The 16114-nt window shown below is 45.0% G+C and carries 13 protein-coding genes; 5 read left to right on the forward strand and 8 right to left on the reverse strand.

Annotation, left to right across the window (positions count from 1 at the left end):
- Nucleotides 1-76: 76 nt before the first annotated feature.
- Entirely contained in the window at nucleotides 77-910 is an 834-nt protein-coding gene (locus tag FHW36_RS26310; protein WP_145673636.1) for an AraC family transcriptional regulator, read from the reverse strand.
- Nucleotides 911-1091: 181 nt separating this feature from the next.
- Nucleotides 1092-1982 carry a winged helix-turn-helix domain-containing protein gene (locus FHW36_RS26315; protein WP_145673638.1) on the reverse strand — a complete coding sequence of 297 codons (891 nt, stop codon included), beginning with the start codon at nucleotides 1980-1982 and terminating at the stop codon, nucleotides 1092-1094.
- 102 nt (nucleotides 1983-2084) lie between these two features.
- Between FHW36_RS26315 and FHW36_RS26320 the strand changes: the two genes are divergently transcribed.
- From FHW36_RS26320 to FHW36_RS26330, 3 genes are all read left to right on the forward strand, one after another.
- Nucleotides 2085-2729, forward strand: a complete 645-nt coding sequence (locus FHW36_RS26320; protein WP_246121233.1) for a hypothetical protein — start codon at nucleotides 2085-2087, stop codon at nucleotides 2727-2729.
- A gap of 457 nt (nucleotides 2730-3186) precedes the next feature.
- On the forward strand, nucleotides 3187-4896 hold the full coding sequence (locus tag FHW36_RS26325; RefSeq protein WP_145673640.1) for a hypothetical protein: 1710 nt from the start codon (nucleotides 3187-3189) through the stop codon (nucleotides 4894-4896).
- 144 nt (nucleotides 4897-5040) lie between these two features.
- The gene (locus FHW36_RS26330) at nucleotides 5041-5706 is read left to right on the forward strand and encodes a Type 1 glutamine amidotransferase-like domain-containing protein (protein ID WP_145673642.1); all 666 of its coding nucleotides are present in this window, start codon (nucleotides 5041-5043) and stop codon (nucleotides 5704-5706) included.
- A gap of 69 nt (nucleotides 5707-5775) precedes the next feature.
- On the opposite strand, the gene FHW36_RS26335 is transcribed toward FHW36_RS26330, so the two are convergent.
- Nucleotides 5776-8214, reverse strand: coding sequence for an ABC transporter permease (locus tag FHW36_RS26335; RefSeq protein WP_145673644.1), 2439 nt, complete (start codon nucleotides 8212-8214; stop codon nucleotides 5776-5778).
- Nucleotides 8215-8433: 219 nt separating this feature from the next.
- Here FHW36_RS26335 and FHW36_RS26340 point away from each other — a divergent pair, with 219 nt between their 5' ends.
- A complete protein-coding gene (locus FHW36_RS26340; protein WP_145673646.1) occupies nucleotides 8434-9306 on the forward strand; it encodes an alpha/beta fold hydrolase in 873 nt (290 codons plus the stop codon).
- On the opposite strand, the gene FHW36_RS26345 is transcribed toward FHW36_RS26340, so the two are convergent.
- Entirely contained in the window at nucleotides 9303-9854 is a 552-nt protein-coding gene (locus tag FHW36_RS26345; protein WP_145673648.1) for a dihydrofolate reductase family protein, read from the reverse strand. The two genes, FHW36_RS26340 and FHW36_RS26345, sit on opposite strands and share 4 nt — an antisense overlap.
- Nucleotides 9855-10030: 176 nt before the next feature.
- Nucleotides 10031-10303, reverse strand: a complete 273-nt coding sequence (locus FHW36_RS26350; protein ID WP_145673650.1) for a DUF4242 domain-containing protein — start codon at nucleotides 10301-10303, stop codon at nucleotides 10031-10033.
- Between the two features lie 168 nt (nucleotides 10304-10471).
- Between FHW36_RS26350 and FHW36_RS26355 the strand changes: the two genes are divergently transcribed.
- The gene (locus FHW36_RS26355) at nucleotides 10472-11254 is read left to right on the forward strand and encodes an alpha/beta hydrolase (protein WP_145673653.1); all 783 of its coding nucleotides are present in this window, start codon (nucleotides 10472-10474) and stop codon (nucleotides 11252-11254) included.
- Nucleotides 11255-11304: 50 nt separating this feature from the next.
- Here FHW36_RS26355 and FHW36_RS26360 read toward each other — a convergent pair whose 3' ends face one another.
- From FHW36_RS26360 to FHW36_RS26370, 3 genes are read right to left on the reverse strand one after another with little or no spacing between them, the layout of a single operon-like run.
- Nucleotides 11305-14073 carry a TonB-dependent receptor gene (locus FHW36_RS26360; RefSeq protein ID WP_145673655.1) on the reverse strand — a complete coding sequence of 923 codons (2769 nt, stop codon included), beginning with the start codon at nucleotides 14071-14073 and terminating at the stop codon, nucleotides 11305-11307.
- 5 nt (nucleotides 14074-14078) lie between these two features.
- Nucleotides 14079-14885, reverse strand: a complete 807-nt coding sequence (locus FHW36_RS26365) for a hypothetical protein (protein ID WP_145673657.1) — start codon at nucleotides 14883-14885, stop codon at nucleotides 14079-14081.
- Nucleotides 14886-14914: 29 nt separating this feature from the next.
- Complete coding sequence (locus FHW36_RS26370) at nucleotides 14915-15874, reverse strand: peroxiredoxin family protein (protein WP_145673659.1); 960 nt, start codon at nucleotides 15872-15874, stop codon at nucleotides 14915-14917.
- Nucleotides 15875-16114: the final 240 nt, after the last annotated feature.

Below are 16114 nucleotides of genomic sequence, written 5' to 3' on the forward strand. Positions count from 1 at the left end.
GTTTGGTCAGTTAAACGGTGCAAAGGTCATTCAACAAGGGGTGTGAGGCAAGACAGGAATCAGGGGAAGAATAGGATTATTCGCGGGAACTTTTCCTGGCTTGGGCGGGCGTCATGCCGCTGATCTGTTTAAATAAGCGGCAGAAATAAGAGTAGTCATCGTATCCCAGCTTGTAGGCCAGTTCTTTGATGGAGATATCGGTATAATACAATATGCGCCTGGCTTCTGTGATGACCTGGTCCTGTATGTGCCGGCTTAGGGGTATACCGGTTTGCTCTTTTACCACTTCGTTGAGATAGGAGAGGGAGATGTGGAGACGGGCGGCGTAGTCAGCAGGACTTTTCATGGTAATATAATGTTGTGAAAGCAATTGCCTGAACTGGTGGAGCAGCTGTGCTGGCCGGGAGCCAGGTTGCTGACGTGCAGGCCCATGCTCGCTATAGGCATCTGCACAGATACCTGTGCAGAGGTCAGTAGTGGCGTGCAGCAGTTGAGATGAAAAATGAAAATGTTTCCTGCTGGTATAGAACTCATATAAAAGGGAGATACTATGAGAGAGTGCGGCGGCCTTTTGTTTATGCAGCCTGATAGCGCCGGTGAAAGGTACCGCGCTATTAAACACGAACTGGTAATTTTCGTGTACCCATTCCCGTCTGACAGAAAATATCCAGGCGTGGCATTGCCGCGCAGACAAAGCACGATGTACCTGTCCAGGCAGGATACATAGTACCTGACCGGCTTTCAGCGGGATGGTTTTAAAATCTACGGCCACCACGCAGCTGCCTTTCTCCAGGATCACAAACTGGTAGTGGCTGTCGCGGTGCGAATTTTTCCGGTAGATGCTGTGGGAATTTACAGCGGTCAACTTTTTTATCTCCTGCTCCTCCGGAAGTGAATGTATGGGGATCATGAGATGAAGTTAAGATGTATTATGATAAGTCATTGTTTACATTTCATAATGATTGGTTTTAGTGTATCCGGGTTTCTACTGGTGTAGGCGTATTTGTACTGATTCTTGTAAGAAATCAGCGTCACCACTTTTAATTCTTATCAAAATATAATTGCTTTGTGATACGAATGCAATTACGCACCTAAGAGCTAATTTCAAGCTTATATCCTTTGCCGCGCACAACAACAATATTGATGTCAGGGTCAGGTTCCAGTTTTTTTCTAAGTTTTGAAATGAACATATCCAGACTGCGACCTACAATAACCCCTTCATCTTCCCATATCTCTTTCTGCAACCGGCTTCGTTCTATAGTCTCGTTTGGAGACAACGCGAAAATGTGCAGTACACGCGTTTCAGTAGCAGTTAAGTCTATTGTCTTCCCATTTATCACAAGCCTGCGAGCCTCCACATCGAACAACATCGACCCCAAAGTGAACACACCAATACGCTGACTGTCAGGCGGGACTCTCCGCGGCTTAGCAGACCTCAGAAAAATAAATCCAACGAATGCTAAAACTGATAGGCTGCCCAGAAGGTATCCCTTCCGGGCAATATTTATGTCCGTTGGTTTAAACTTAATGTCCACCATATAACATGCTGTGGGTTGTTTTCTCCCTCTACATGCTATAATATCCTCTTTTCTACTTGCGGAAATAGCAAATCCATAGGCTACAGTGCCGTTGCCACAGTTAAGCATGTTAACAACATAATCACCTGCGAGCGGGTCTTTTGCTAACAAACGTTGCGTAATGTTTACAAGTGAGTCGGGTTGAAAAGTAAAAGCATTCTCAAAGCTGATCCGGTATTCATTCTCTCCAATCGTTTTTACCGGAAGTACCCTTGACGTACTGTCGCCCGACTGTAAAAGCAGTTCATGTCCGATTCTGCGGAGTAAAACTTCCCTTCTGGCGATGTCAAAATCGTCGTTTCCTTTCATGCTGAAAGCCACACAGATTATAGAGATAAACGAGAGTAATATCAATCCGAACAGGTACTTGCGTTTCCCGGAGAGGAGATTTCGGCTATCCGACATACCATTTACAATTTATTTACAAAGGTTACATTATTATTTACAATCCAAATTTCCAGGCTGAAAAGTAGGAAGTTAATTTCGTTGAAATCAATTTTATAAGATATGAAAAATAAAAAAAATGCCTTAAACGGATCTGATTCATCAGGAGATAGATCTATGTTAATTAAACCTACAAAAAATATGAAAAAAGTTATTTATGCGTTGGTCTTACCGCTGGTTGTGGTAAGCGGACTAGTATTTGCTAATCGCGAAATGAAAAATGAAACTTCTAAAAAATCAACCCCAAAGCCGCTCTCTGCTGCCGAAATGAAAGCCGAAAGGGAAAAATGGGAGGCTACCCCTGAGGGTATAAAGTACAAAAAATGGGAAGCGTCTCCCGAAGGTAAAAAAGTGTTTGCCGGGGAAGCGAAAATAAGGAAGTATATAAGTGCTTTTACCAACATGGAGGCTGTTGTAACTGCTCTTTCTCTTCCGCCAGGTTCACGATTAGGTTTCGGAGTGATGGCCAGGATTAATGGTGACGACTATATTCTGAGTTTTGGACCGGAAAAGTCTGACGGGAATTTTTTCAACTTTAACAATGAATTTCAGCAATTGCATAGCCTGAAAGTTAACGACAAAATAATTATAAGGAGCCATAGTGTATCGCACGCGCCTAAATATTTATACCCAATAGTATCAGGCGATTATGTAGAACGAGATAATAAAATAATTTATAAACGTGCCCCTCACAAAGGCGGTTGCTGAGTAAATAAATTATGAATCCGTACACGTCTAGACTTTGTTCTGGATGCTTGTTTTCACACTGATCCGCATAAAGATAAACCTCAAAACTGAAATCCTTATGCAGGACGTTATTAGATTCGAATCACAATAAAAGACACAATTAATTCATTATCAAAAACTTGCATTTATAAATTATTTCAAATCGAATAGAAAAAGGTGCTGATTTTGTACAGTGAGGCCGGCATTAAAGAAAAAGCCTTACGGTTCCATACTGTAGGGCTTTTTTGTTACCTCTTATTTTTCTTTTCTTGTGGTGTCGGATCAAGTCGAAACCTGGGGATGAGCGCCATCCTTCATGGACAGTGTGGGCGCACCATCCAAGGCTATAACGAGGAGGATACTAAATTAATTTGATGTGATTCTTTTTGGTATATTTATATAGTAAATAATAAGCGTATTAATCCTCAACTTTTCCCTCATGTCCTATCTAACGCCCATAAACGAGAGGATCCCGTCTCCCAATTCCCGTAGTATTGCAGAAAATATAGGCGCCGGCAGCACAGCCAGGTCCCTGCCTGCCGTTACATCCCGCTTTACTCCCGGCCAGCCTAAAGTAATCCAGCGGAAGCTAGCTGTAGCCGGTGAAAAGGACTGGACAGTATCAGGTGAAAAAGATACGCTGGAGACCCTTCAGAATTTTGCGGAAATGGCCTGGATCGAGATGGTGGATGTTCTGGATGACGAGATCAACAAGGCAGCCGCAGATCTGCCTGCCCAACAGGAGCGGCATCAACAAATGACAGCGCTGAAAGTTACGTTGCTTTCCAGCTACCGTTATTTTGACCAGCTGGCTAAATGGATGGACGACAGGCCCAGAAATGTAAAAGGATATGGTAAACATCCTATTTATGGCCGTAAGCAACAGAACCGGGAATATAACAATTGGATCGAAGTAGCAATGGCCCTGGTAGGATGGGTAAACGCCGCACCAGGCCGTAAACAGGAAAAGGCCCTGGCGAATGAAGTATATCAGAATCCGGAGCTGGATGCAGTTTTAACCGGGTTGGTGCATAAAGTACGGTTAAAAATTGAAGCCCTTAAAGATACTCATCCGCAAAGGTACCTGGAGATCACCAAAGAGCTGAAATCCAATAAAACCCTGATCCGTTCTATAAAAGGGAATGAAAAACAGTCGGAGACACTGTATGGGCATTATGAAAAGGAAATGAGTAAGGCAGCGGATGAATTCGGACACCAGGAACTGAAAGTAACTTACAACACCAAATGGGATATATTGACAAACCCAGGCGCATTCCGGCTACGGGATAAGGTCATTTTCCTTCATGATATCACAGAATATTTCGGAAAACACCAGCCTTGGAACCCGGTCACGGCCGGTCAGCACCTGATCCCGGTAGACAACGATGCAGACGCAATGGTCACTACGGATGTTGACGCTACCGGTGAGCGCACGGCGACTGAAACTGCGTTAACCAAAGAAAAAGACAAGGTCAAAGACAAGCGCGCCCGTGGTATGGGATTAACCACTGCTTCCAGGGATGAAGATGCGCCCAGCACCAAGTTAGCCAGGCGGCTGAATCTGCCGGTCTGGGCCGGCCAGTCAATGACAACGGTACGGATGCTGAATATGGCGCAATGGGCAGGAGGACGTCCTGCTGAATTCAACGCGCTGGCCCAAGCTATTTTTGCTTTCTGGCGCCTGGAATATAATCATACCAGCGATTTTGCCTATCACACCTTACATGAGGTAATGGATATGGCCAAAAACTTTGGAGTTACCTACAAGACCCCGCCTAATCCGGGCCACGGCCAGCTGCCCTATGACTATCAGAAGATCAACGAGCAGTATATACGGCCGTATGTAGATGAGATGCTTCAGAATACCACCAACCTGTTCCAATCCCTGGAGGGGCAAATCAATACCAATACCTGGACCAGCGACCAGGCCAGAAGAATTGCGGGAAATGCGGTCAGGGAGATCACCCCCAAAATACCCATGATTGCGGGATGGTGGCAAAACATTGATTTCACTGAAGCTGCCGATACCCGCAAACAAGCCCTTAGTAAAGTATTGCAGGGTATTAACCTCTTACAAATGGACCTTGGCAGACTCAGTAATCTTATTCAACTGAAATCAAGCGCGCTGCAGGTTAATTTCTGGGTGTAGGCAAAGACCGACGCCCGTTCCGGTTTTAATCTGTCGTATTTGCCCCTTGTCCAATACATCTTATTAGTCGATTTTTGCTTGCTGACTTGCTGAAAGCATATCATGAAGACAGGCAGCGCCATCTCTTGACCAAAGAAAGAAACTATGAAACTTCTTCTCACTTCCGCGGGCATTAGCAACACGAGCATTCACAATGCGCTGGTTGATCTCCTGGGAAAACCGGTTGCCGAAGCAAGCGCCCTTTTTGTACCCACTGCGATATACGCCCTGCCGGGCGGTGCTGGCATAGCACGAAGCGTGATTAACGGATCACTCGGTGACCCTTTCTGTGAATTGGGTTGGAAGTCATTAGGTATACTGGAGCTTACCACGTTGCTCAGCATCAAACCGGAGCTTTGGATTCCCATGCTCCAGGAAACGGATGCTTTGCTGATGGGCGGTGGTGACTGCCAGTATCTGACCTATTGGATACAGCACTCCGGGTTGGCAGCTCTCTTGCCATCACTGCTGCGCAAAACAGTCTGCGTAGGATTGAGCGCGGGAAGTATGGTGATGACCCGCTTTGGAACAACGTACGGCCACCATACACTGCCGGCCGAAAGCAGTAAGTCGCTGGAATTGCTTGATTTTGCCCTGCATCCACATCTGGATCATGAATGGTTTCCGGAGAATTCGCTGGCCAACCTGGAAAAGTTAGCAGCTACATTGCCCATGCCTTCCTATATGATTGACGATCAAACCGCCATTAAGGTAAATGACGGCGCGATTGAAGTCATCTCTGAAGGACACTGGAAGTTGTTTGTTCCCTGACACAGGAATCTCTATGCATTCGTATGGAATTTGGTATAAGATTGAGCAAGTCATCGGATAATATGTCATCTAATCTATTCGGATGGCATTTACCGGATTACGTCTTGCCGCGCGTAATGTTTGCGACCCAATAGTGATGAGTCCCAGTACAAGTAATATGAGGGTCCCCAACAAAATAGTTCCTGCACCAAATTCTACCCGGTTAGGAAATTTCTGAAGCCATAAATTGTTAAGTAGGTAGCTCAACGGAGCAGCAATCAGTACGGCTGCCAGCAATATCCGAATGAATGCTGCGGAGAGCAGCAGCACTAGCCCGGTATTGTTCGCCCCTAACACCTTTCGGATACCCACCTCTTTTATTCTTCTTTCAGTGTTATAGGTGGCCATTCCTAACATGCCCAGGCAGGCAATGGTTACGGCGATAAAAGCCAGGAACCCGAGGATGGAAACGATATCGAAGAAGCCCTGGGAGGTGGCAGCCAGCTGATCATCGAAGAATTGATACTTGAAGGGATGAACCGGATCAATGGTCTTCCATTTTGCTTCCAGGTTGGCGAGCGTAGTCCTGGTATCTCCGGATGCAATCTTTATATTAGTAAATCTAAACAGGCCGGGATAATTTTGTAATACCATAGGCTGAATCCGGTCGTGATCCAGGTTCATATGAAAATCTTTAAGTACGCCAATCACCTCCAGTGAGGTACTGTCATCACCTTCTGATGTTAATACCTGCCCGATTATTTCGGTGGGATACTTATAACCAAATGCCCTGACGGCAGCCTCATTTACCAATAAATAATGTCCGGATGCACTACCGGCCGGCAGTTTTCTACCAGCTACCAGCTTTAATTCCAGGTTATCTGTAAAATTTTCATCTGTATGGAGGATAATAAGGTTCTTATATTCTTCCTTGCCTCCTACTCTCTTTAAGCTTATCCCTTCTGATCTACCCGTAACTGGAATGTAATCACAGGCTGAAACATTGACTACCCCCGGTACAATACCCAGTACACTTGAAACTGCCGTGTAGCTATTACCCTGTAGGTCGACGTTCACAATATTTTTGGGATTGAATTCGTATTTGAATTTAAGGAAATGCGTCGACTGATTCAATATTAGTAATGAGCTGATAATAAAGACCAGTGAAATAACAAATTGTGTAACGCTCAATATCTTCCTCATTCCAAATTTTCCCGGGCGCATACCCGTTAAATTTCTGAGTGTTTTAGCAGGCTGGAATCCTGACAGGTACAGGGCCGGGTAAATACCGGACAACAGTCCGATCAACAAGGCAAACCCAATAAAGCTAAAATAAACGGTCAGATTTCCTTCGAGATCAAAATGCAGGTATTGGTTTACCCAAAGGTGCAGGAAGGCGGTCTTGAGAACAAAAAGAAAAAGAAGAGCCATGATGAGCGCTGATAACGAGATCAATATTGATTCACTTAAGAATTGAAAAACAATATTTTTCCTGGTGGCCCCGTTCACTTTGCGCACACCTATTTCTTTTGCCCTGGTCAGTGCCCTGGCAATAGACAAGTTAGTATAGTTCAAACAGGCGGAAATCATGATCACAAGCGCCAAAAGTGATAAAAAATAATACACCACCCGCGGCAAAGTAATATTGGGTTCATTGCCGAGTAAAATTCCCGGTGACATATGGGTGAGTCTTTGTCCTGTTAATCTGAAACTTCTAAAATCCGGGATATCCTTATAGGTTGCCAATGTCAGGCGATCCAGTGAAGCATTCAGATCAGACTCCCTTTTACCCGGATTAATCAAGGCATAGGTATAACAGTGATACAAATCTTTCCAATCCGTGCTGATATCACCGTACTTCTTACTATCGATAAGTACCTGCATAGAGGAACTGGAAACAAGCACGTCAAATTTCAGATGGGATTTATATTTTTTATCAGCGATAATACCCGTGATGGTGTAAGTGCCCCATTTTACCGGTGTTCCTGCTCCACCCTGTCCCGTGTAGATCGATAATCCCCGGTCGGTAAATTCCACCGTTTTGCCCACAGCATCTTCATCCCCGAACAATTGACGGGCAATACCGGCGGTTATGACCATCGAGTTGGGAGCGCGCAGCGCCTCTTCCTTATTTCCTTTGCCCAGCTCGAAGCTGAATATATTGAAAAAAGAGGGGTCGGTAAAATAACCACGCATTTCTATGGATTTCCCTTTATACAGGGCATCTCCGCCAATGCCCGTCACCAGATGAGTAGCGTCTTTGACAACAGTATTCTCATTCTTCAGTGTTCCTGCCAGGGGAAAGGGGCTGGTAGCATAAGGATGCCTGAAATCCGCTCTGTCACAGAGAATGCGATAGATGCTATGTTTATTCATATTAAACTGATCGTAACTCCGTTGGTCAGCCAACATCAGCATGATCAACATACAAACCGACATGGCGGAAGTCAATCCAAATGCGTTAATAAAAGAAAATATCTTGTACCTCAAGATATTCCGGAGTCCCACTTTCAAATAATTGAAAACCATAGTATATTTTTTGCGTATAGGATAGATTATAGCACACTAAGAAAATGCCGGCGCTGGGACACTTATAAATCAATCATTTTGAAATTAAATATTTCCTAAAACTGTTCATTTTCGATACACTATGCGTTCATTTTTGTTAATCACGGCCAGCGTATGCTTTTTCATTCAGCTTAATGGTAAGGAAATAGCACGGTATAAAATTTGTCGCTCCAGTTATTCATGAGCAGGCAAATTTTCAACAGGTCCGTCAACGTTGATAATATTGACATTTTTTACAGGGAGGCCGGCAATGGGAAAAATCCATCCATACTACTCCTACATGGGTTTCCTACCTCGTCCGTCATGTTTAAAAATCTGATGGTGGTACTCTCCGGCAAATTTCACCTCATTGCGCCCGATTACCCTGGCTTTGGTTTCAGCGCATTTCCCGGCAGGAGTAAATTTGAATACTCATTTCAAAATCTATCCGCCTGCATCAACCGGTTCACGGAAACAATCGGTTTAAAAACATTTACCATCTATCTCCATGACTATGGCTGCCCTATTGGACTGCGATTAGCCGTGAGCCATCCTGAAAAGATAGAGCGGATCATTGTTCAGAATGGCAATGCCTATGCAGAAGGTATCGGCTCAAACTGGGATGAAACAATAGATTATTGGGAACATCCCACGGAAGAAAAGAAACAAAAGGTGTATGCTTTTTTGAGCGAAGAGGGTACAAAGATGCAATACACAGCCGGCGTACCAGACGCCCTCCTCCCCCGCGTCAGTCCGGAAACCTGGCGGCTGGACTGGGAACGCATGTCCCGGCCCGGCAATATTGAAATGCAGTATGAGTTGAATTGTACTTATAAAAGCAATATCGACATGTTTCCTGCCTTCCAGGAATATTTCCGCAAATATCAGCCACCCTCCCTGGTTGTATGGGGAAAATATGATCCGTTTTTCAGCATGGCCGAAGCATATTGTTACAAGCGAGACCTACCTGATGCGCAGATCCATATTATTGAGGGATCGCATATGCTACTGGAAACAAATTTTGATGAGGTGTTGGAGCTGATGAATAACTTCTTAGACTTAAAGTCCGCTTAACGGTGAAGCTCATAATAAAATGCTACTACACCGGCGCTAAAGGTTTTTGTTTTTATGAGACGAAGCATTATTCTGTCGTTTATGTTTGCGAACAAGGGTAAGCCCTTACCCGCTATAATCGGGTGTACACAGAGCTGGAACTCATCAACCAGGTTACTGTTCATCAGGGTGATGATTAAGCTCCGGCTGCCTACCAGTATATCTTTGCCTGGTTGTTGTTTCAGCACCGCCACTTCTTCCTCAATGCTTCGCTTTGCCAGGGTAGCATTCGCCCATTCCACATTTTTCAGTGTATGAGAAAAAGCAACCTTGGGAATATTTTCCATTGCTACGGCAAATTCGTCCATTGTCTTGTTGCCTGTAGGATTCTTTACCACGTTTGGCCAATAACTTTCCATCAACTGATAGGTGATCCTTCCGTACAAGACGGCGCCTGAATGGCGTAACAGTTCGGTGTAATGTTGGTGTATTTCATCATCCGCTATCCCCTCGGTATGGTCGCAATACCCATCCAGCGTCATATTGATGGCAGCAATTACTTTCCTCATTTTCTTATAATGTTATTTCATAAAGATAGCGCTCAATTTTTGCAACCATAGGGGGTGAATCAGACATTGTAGAGGTATATTATGACAAGACCACCTAAAAACGCAAAAAGTATTCTACGCCAGTAGATACACTTACGGGCGTTGCTTATCTAAGATGTGGTAGCATCATCGCTATATTACTCCGCAGTAGTAGGGTCAATTACATTAGCCACCTTGTTGACAGCATTAGCGGGGAATCCTCCCTGCCTGGCGTGCTCCCGGACCATTTCTTCATTAGGCGCGATATACACACAATAAATCTTGTCACCTGTTACATAGCTATGTACCCATTGAATTTGCGGGCCCATATTACTCAGCACACCACAGGAAGCCTGTGAAATGGCTTTCAACTGTTCTTGTGACAATTGACCTGCGCCAGGAATTTCGCGTTCAATAACATACTTAGGCATAATTGTAGATTTAAACAGTTAGATGTTATTCTTTGCCGGGGTTTTTAATAGGTATTGGTGTTTGCTGGAAGACAAAGGAGTAGTAGAAAATATGCATACTAAATATAAGCAATTATTTCAAAAGAACTGTCGAACGCATGGAAACGGATGACCTTGGCATAGACTAAAATGTTCATTAATTTCACCAAACAGACAAGAAGCCAGGATATTATGACGCAGCGCGTGAAAGTGATTTTTTTTGTTTTATTAATGCTCAGCAGCTTCCCCGGGCACTCCACCTCCCGGGAGGATTCGGCTAGAAATGAACGGAAGACGATTTATTTTTTTAGCGGCCTGGGGGCCGACTCCAGTTTATTCAAGAACCTGAAACTACCAGGTTATCATAAAGTTTACATCAGGTGGATTCCCGCCTTACCCAATGAATCCATCACAGAATATGCCGGCCGGATAAAGAGCCAGATCACGGTGGAAAATCCTTATATCATCGGGGTTTCTTTTGGAGGCATCGTAGCGGTGGAAGTATCCAAGCAGATAAGGGTAGAAAAGATGGTGTTGATCTCTTCGGCGAGAACGAAGGACGAATTGAACAAAAGGCAATTCTTTTTCATGAAGTTGGGGTTATACCGCATCATTCCCAGGGGACTGATAAAGCGCACCAATTTCCTTACCTATCGCTATTTTGGTGCTCACTCAAAAAGTGATAAGAAAGCCTTAACGAGATTATTGGAGGATACAGATGTTACCTTCTTTCGCTGGGCGCTGAAAAGCATTGCTTATTGGGATAATAAAGTGCCTCCTGAACGGGCCATTCAAATACATGGTACAGCCGATAGAGTTATAGCCAGCAGGCTGGTGCATCCTGATTATCGTATTAAAGGAGGAGGGCATCTCATGGTATACAACCGGGCTAATGCAATTAGTAAGATCATTATGAATTATTTTGGCAAGTGAACAAACAAGCCACCAGTGGGTAGCCTGTTTGCTTATTAAATAGACTATGCTTACGGCACAAAACTACCATCTCCCCTGCGTGCGCCCTTAGCCGATTTACTCCGCGTAAACTGCTGCGGATACCAGGCCAGCTGCAAAAGAAAGTACCGGCTTTCCATACTTGATACCGCATTGGAATAGCCAGTAACTGTTTGTGCAATCATGTTGTTGTTATTCTGTTGTAATGCATCCATCACCACAAAACTGATGATGGCATCTTTTTTCTTCAGGAAACGCTTTTCAATATTGGCATTGATGACGAGCGGATGCTGATTGCCCAGGAAGCTGCTGGCCCTGAGCATATTTTGCCTGGCGCTCACATTAAATTTAATATCTGCCGGGAGGAAGACAGCTCCTTTTATCAGTGCGTTAAATTCATTGTTATACAAGGGGCGGCCTGGCTGCAATGAATTTTCGTTATTATCAGAGCGGTATGCCAGGGCGGTAGCGATGTCCAGCCATTTCCAGGGAGAGAACGAAGCCATAATGGACTGGTTCCAATTCCGCTGCAGGGTTGTTTCCTGGCTGCCATCAGCAAAATATAGCTGCTTTCCCCAGGACCAGAAACCATCGAGTTTGAGCGTGGTATTCATCCCTGGTAAATTTTTGGACAAAGAATAATTCAGGTTCTTATTATTGCCACCTTTCATATTCAGGTAATAAGTTTCTGTACGTATCGTTTTCGTCACTGTATCTATCCGGACCAGCCTGTTGGCTCCAATGCTGTTATAGTTCTGGCTATAGGCGACTTCGCCTGTCGCAAATATTCCAACCTTTCTGAAGGTATAAGTTGCACGCAAACGCCAATTGTCTACCAGGCCATTGGTCAGATCTTTATTACCAATTACCACATCAAATGGGGTAGCATAGTAGGGCTTTGTATTGAGCTGCAACAGCGTAGGTAAATTAACGTCCCGGTTAAAACTGGCTGATAAATTTGCAACCGTAGAAGGTATATATTTAACCGCGATAGCAGGTAGGAAAGCGCCCGTCTGGGTGGACAGATCCAGTTCCTTTAACGGCAAACGCATATGCTGCCAGTTAATTTCATATCTCCCTCCCACTTCCACTGAAATTTTTTGATGATAATCATAAGTAACCGAAAAACTGGCAGGTAACCGGTACCCCGTCAGCATATTATCATTGCTGAGATCATTCAAACGTTTTACTTCCTGTCCGGGTATCACCTGATCGCGGTAGTTGATATCTGTGCTCTTGCTGATGGAAGGCGCTACTTTCAGGAGGAAGGTCAGTTTATTCCGCCAGGAATGCGTCAAAGCTACATCTACGGCGTTGAATAACGTGTTATTATTCTGCAGCTGTAACAGGTACAAGGAGCTATCCGGTTTTGTGATATCGGCGCCATACGTATCCGTATTATCATGGCCAGCGCCCTTCGTGGTCCGGCTGCTGCTGCTAATGGTTACATTCAGGCGCACTTTGCGGCTGGTAAAAAACGTCAGCAGGGAGTACAGGTTATAAGAAGGCATATCGGTGGCAGTACCTAACGACATGCGCTGCAAATTTTCCAGTATTCCCGACTGACGTATCTCACTATTACTTTTATTCTCATTACGTGACATCGTGGCGGTGGCAGTTGTCATCATGCTAAAATCGCCCTTACTGGCACTTGCGCTCAATGTCACCACGTGAGACGTCATCGTATTGTCGGTGGTTCTTTTAGTATTTCGCTTCAGGCTCCCCTCTTTATAAAATTCTTCTGAGAACGCTTCCATCTCGCTCACACTATGCAGTCGGTGAATGCTATAATCTGCACCGAATTTCAATTTACCAAACGTATTACCGTAATGTACCTGCGCGGATGCGTTCTTTAGCATTCCTCCTGAACCGCCACCGCCCAGGGAGGAAAACAAAGTACCCATACCGCTAATGGTGCCAATGGGTTCATTATTCATGATCCCCTGGGGTTCCTGGTTGGCCGATGCCGATAAGCTCCACTGTTTCCAACCATCGATAGACCTGGCCGATACTCCTCCTTTATAACGATCCTGTGTACCACCTTCTGCATTCACCTGGTACATCCGGCCGGCAGATTTATCTGCCTTGGTGACAACATTCAATGTTTGGGAAGACGCTTCTGATGCAGATAACCTGCGCCCGGTGCCACTTTCATTATCCTGGATCACCTGGATGCGTTCTACAATATCTGCCGGCAATTCCTTAATAGCAGCAGCTACATCACCATCGAAGTATTTCGCGCCGTTAAAGAGCGCTCTGCTAATGGGTTTTCCCTGGTAACTCAGCTGGCCGTTGGCATCGGTATTAAATCCTTCCATCTTCTTCAGCATATCTTCCAACCGGGCATAATCGCGAACAATATAATCCTTTGCCCAGAACTCAGTCGTGTCGCCCCTTTCCTGTGGTCCTTTCGTTGTAGTTACCGATACCTCTTTCAACTGTACCAGGCTGGATCCCATCACTACCGGTGGCAATACGAGGATAGGCCTGGTATCGTTCAGGAAATATTTTTTACGGTAAGGACGATAACTCATTACCTGTACCTCGATGGTAAAGCTTTCACTACGTACTGCCGGGAAATTAAATACCCCATATTCAGAAGTAACAACATGCAGGGTGTCTTTCGATGATGTTAACCGCACTGCAGCCGCTGGAATACTTCTACCCAGGCTATCCCTGACAATACCATTGACCCTTCTGACCGGCAATTGCCTGGCCACCGGCTTTTGTGGAATTTGGGCCAAAAGCATAGCGCCCGGCGCCAACAATAAAAATATAGTGAGTGATAAAATCTTCTGCAAGCGATTTATTTTAGGCGATAGGTAATGGATAACTTTGATTCTACAGCGAGATCCTCTACAGCGTCGGCTGTTCCCTTTTCCATATTAAAGCCGGCGTAGTATCCTACTCCATTCAAGGCAGCCACAATATCCTTTTCTCCGGGAATAACGATCCGTATATAAACAGTACCACTTGTCACCGGCAATAATTTCATGGGAATGGCCAGCTCACAATCGGCTCCCACTATAGTACTGGTAGCCACGCCGGACCTGTCCTCGCCAGACATCCCCGTCACTACCTGCATCCCGTTAATTACCGTCGGAACCGTAGAAAGCAACATATCACTGGCCGACGACTTCCGGCCTCCCTGCTCCTGTTTCTCCCAAAATCCCCCTGATGCCTGGATACCGTAATCATTGTAGACAGTCAGCGTATCAAAAGAACGTTCCCCTGCTTTCCTTATCTCCATAAAATTCCACATGTCGTCTTTGTTGAAGCTGTAATGCCCGGGGTAAAAAATTTTAATCCCGCTCCTGTCATCTTTGTCTTTGCCGATCTCAAACGACATGCGCCCTGCCAGCACTATCTTCCAGGCATACTTAGGGCGCCGCAGCGCGATATAGAGAAAATCATGATCGTTGTACACGTCGTAATAGAGCTGGGCGCCCTTGTCGTAGTGGCATAAAGTATCTCCCCACTCCTTCAACTGGCCATCAACGATCACGTTGCCAGGCCCTGAAGATTGCGCCCGGACAATGCCAGGAAGGCTGCTACAGAAAAATAACAAAGCATAAAGGTGCAGATATAGTAAAGTAACTGGTACTCTTTTCATTGTACGGAATCAGGTTATTAATACGATGCTTATTTATCCAGCATGGATTTAATCGTCTGGTCAATTTCTATGTTCAAGCCATCCTCAATGCGCAGTAATATTTTACCCTCCTTGTCCAGCAGGAACTTGGTTGGATAAGCAGTTATCTGGAAAGCCTTTACGATATCCATTCCGCCCGAGCCTTCATCGTTGAGTACATGTACCCAATTCACCCCATCTTTTTTAATAGCTGCCAGCCAGGCGGCCTTAGCTTTGACTAATGGCGTTTTATCGCCATGTACATTTTCATTGGCCACGGCGATAATTTCCAGGCCTTTGTCTTTATACGCCTCATAAAGCTCTTTCAAATGTGGATGGCTTTGCCGGCAGGCGCCACACCAGCTACCCCAGAAATCCAGGATGATTAATTTTCCCTTATAGTCGCTCAACCTGATGGTTTTGCCATATTGGTTTTTCCTGGTAAAGTTGGCCGCCTGTGTCCCATGCAGCGATATCTTCTTCAGCTGCGTGATACGATCACGGATTTTCTGCGCGGCCTGCATGTTTTTGAGCCGGTTGCTCAGTTTGGCATAGGCCACCGCATAGCTATCTGCGCTGTACATGCCGTTGTTTTCGTTCAGCTCGTACAGGCTTACATAAGAATCCGGATGTTCGGCTACAAACTGCTGCATCAGGATCCGTTTTTCCTGGTACAGTGCTGCCGGCTTTGTAGTAACAAAATTGTAAAACCTGGTACTGTCCTTTTCCCTGTCGATAGCAGCCAGTTCTTTCATCATGGCGGCTTCCCCTATGTCTATACGCAGCAAAGCGTTTAAAGCACCAATATCCTGTAGCACCTCGTTTTTATCTACGCTGTCCTTCGAAAGGAACGCCATCACCAAACCCGGATCCAGGTCAAACATACCTTTTGTAGATACCGCGGTATCCTGTTGCTGGCAAATTCCTGCTAAAGGGAGCAGCAGCATCCCCCATAGAATTAATCTTTTCATGTTAACAGCTAAATGTGGTGGTGGTTGATATTAATATATAAGGCATCGGTTGCGCCAAAAAGGGTGAAGGCAAAACAGGAATAATGTGATTATCCGCCAACAAAACAATTACATTATATTTATCTGTCATTTATTTATTGGCACGGAAACCGCGTGGGTATTAATCATTATTTAATATAGCCCGCCACCTACTTTATAGCTTGAATAGTATTTTTGCTCGTCTATTCATCCATCGGTAAA

Origin of the sequence: Chitinophaga polysaccharea (assembly GCF_007829335.1) — a bacterium.
Lineage (GTDB): Bacteria > Bacteroidota > Bacteroidia > Chitinophagales > Chitinophagaceae > Chitinophaga > Chitinophaga polysaccharea_B.

What these genes read in the sequence shown, in the direction of transcription:
- FHW36_RS26310 (WP_145673636.1), bottom strand. Translation starts at nt 910, where the DNA reads ATGATCCCCATACATTCACTTCCGGAGGAGCAGGAGATAAAAAAGTTG.
- FHW36_RS26315 (WP_145673638.1), bottom strand. Translation starts at nt 1,982, where the DNA reads ATGTCGGATAGCCGAAATCTCCTCTCCGGGAAACGCAAGTACCTGTTC.
- FHW36_RS26320 (WP_246121233.1), top strand. Translation starts at nt 2,085, where the DNA reads ATGAAAAATAAAAAAAATGCCTTAAACGGATCTGATTCATCAGGAGAT.
- FHW36_RS26325 (WP_145673640.1), top strand. Translation starts at nt 3,187, where the DNA reads ATGTCCTATCTAACGCCCATAAACGAGAGGATCCCGTCTCCCAATTCC.
- FHW36_RS26330 (WP_145673642.1), top strand. Translation starts at nt 5,041, where the DNA reads ATGAAACTTCTTCTCACTTCCGCGGGCATTAGCAACACGAGCATTCAC.
- FHW36_RS26335 (WP_145673644.1), bottom strand. Translation starts at nt 8,214, where the DNA reads ATGGTTTTCAATTATTTGAAAGTGGGACTCCGGAATATCTTGAGGTAC.
- FHW36_RS26340 (WP_145673646.1), top strand. Translation starts at nt 8,434, where the DNA reads ATGAGCAGGCAAATTTTCAACAGGTCCGTCAACGTTGATAATATTGAC.
- FHW36_RS26345 (WP_145673648.1), bottom strand. Translation starts at nt 9,854, where the DNA reads ATGAGGAAAGTAATTGCTGCCATCAATATGACGCTGGATGGGTATTGC.
- FHW36_RS26350 (WP_145673650.1), bottom strand. Translation starts at nt 10,303, where the DNA reads ATGCCTAAGTATGTTATTGAACGCGAAATTCCTGGCGCAGGTCAATTG.
- FHW36_RS26355 (WP_145673653.1), top strand. Translation starts at nt 10,472, where the DNA reads ATGTTCATTAATTTCACCAAACAGACAAGAAGCCAGGATATTATGACG.
- FHW36_RS26365 (WP_145673657.1), bottom strand. Translation starts at nt 14,885, where the DNA reads ATGAAAAGAGTACCAGTTACTTTACTATATCTGCACCTTTATGCTTTG.
- FHW36_RS26370 (WP_145673659.1), bottom strand. Translation starts at nt 15,874, where the DNA reads ATGAAAAGATTAATTCTATGGGGGATGCTGCTGCTCCCTTTAGCAGGA.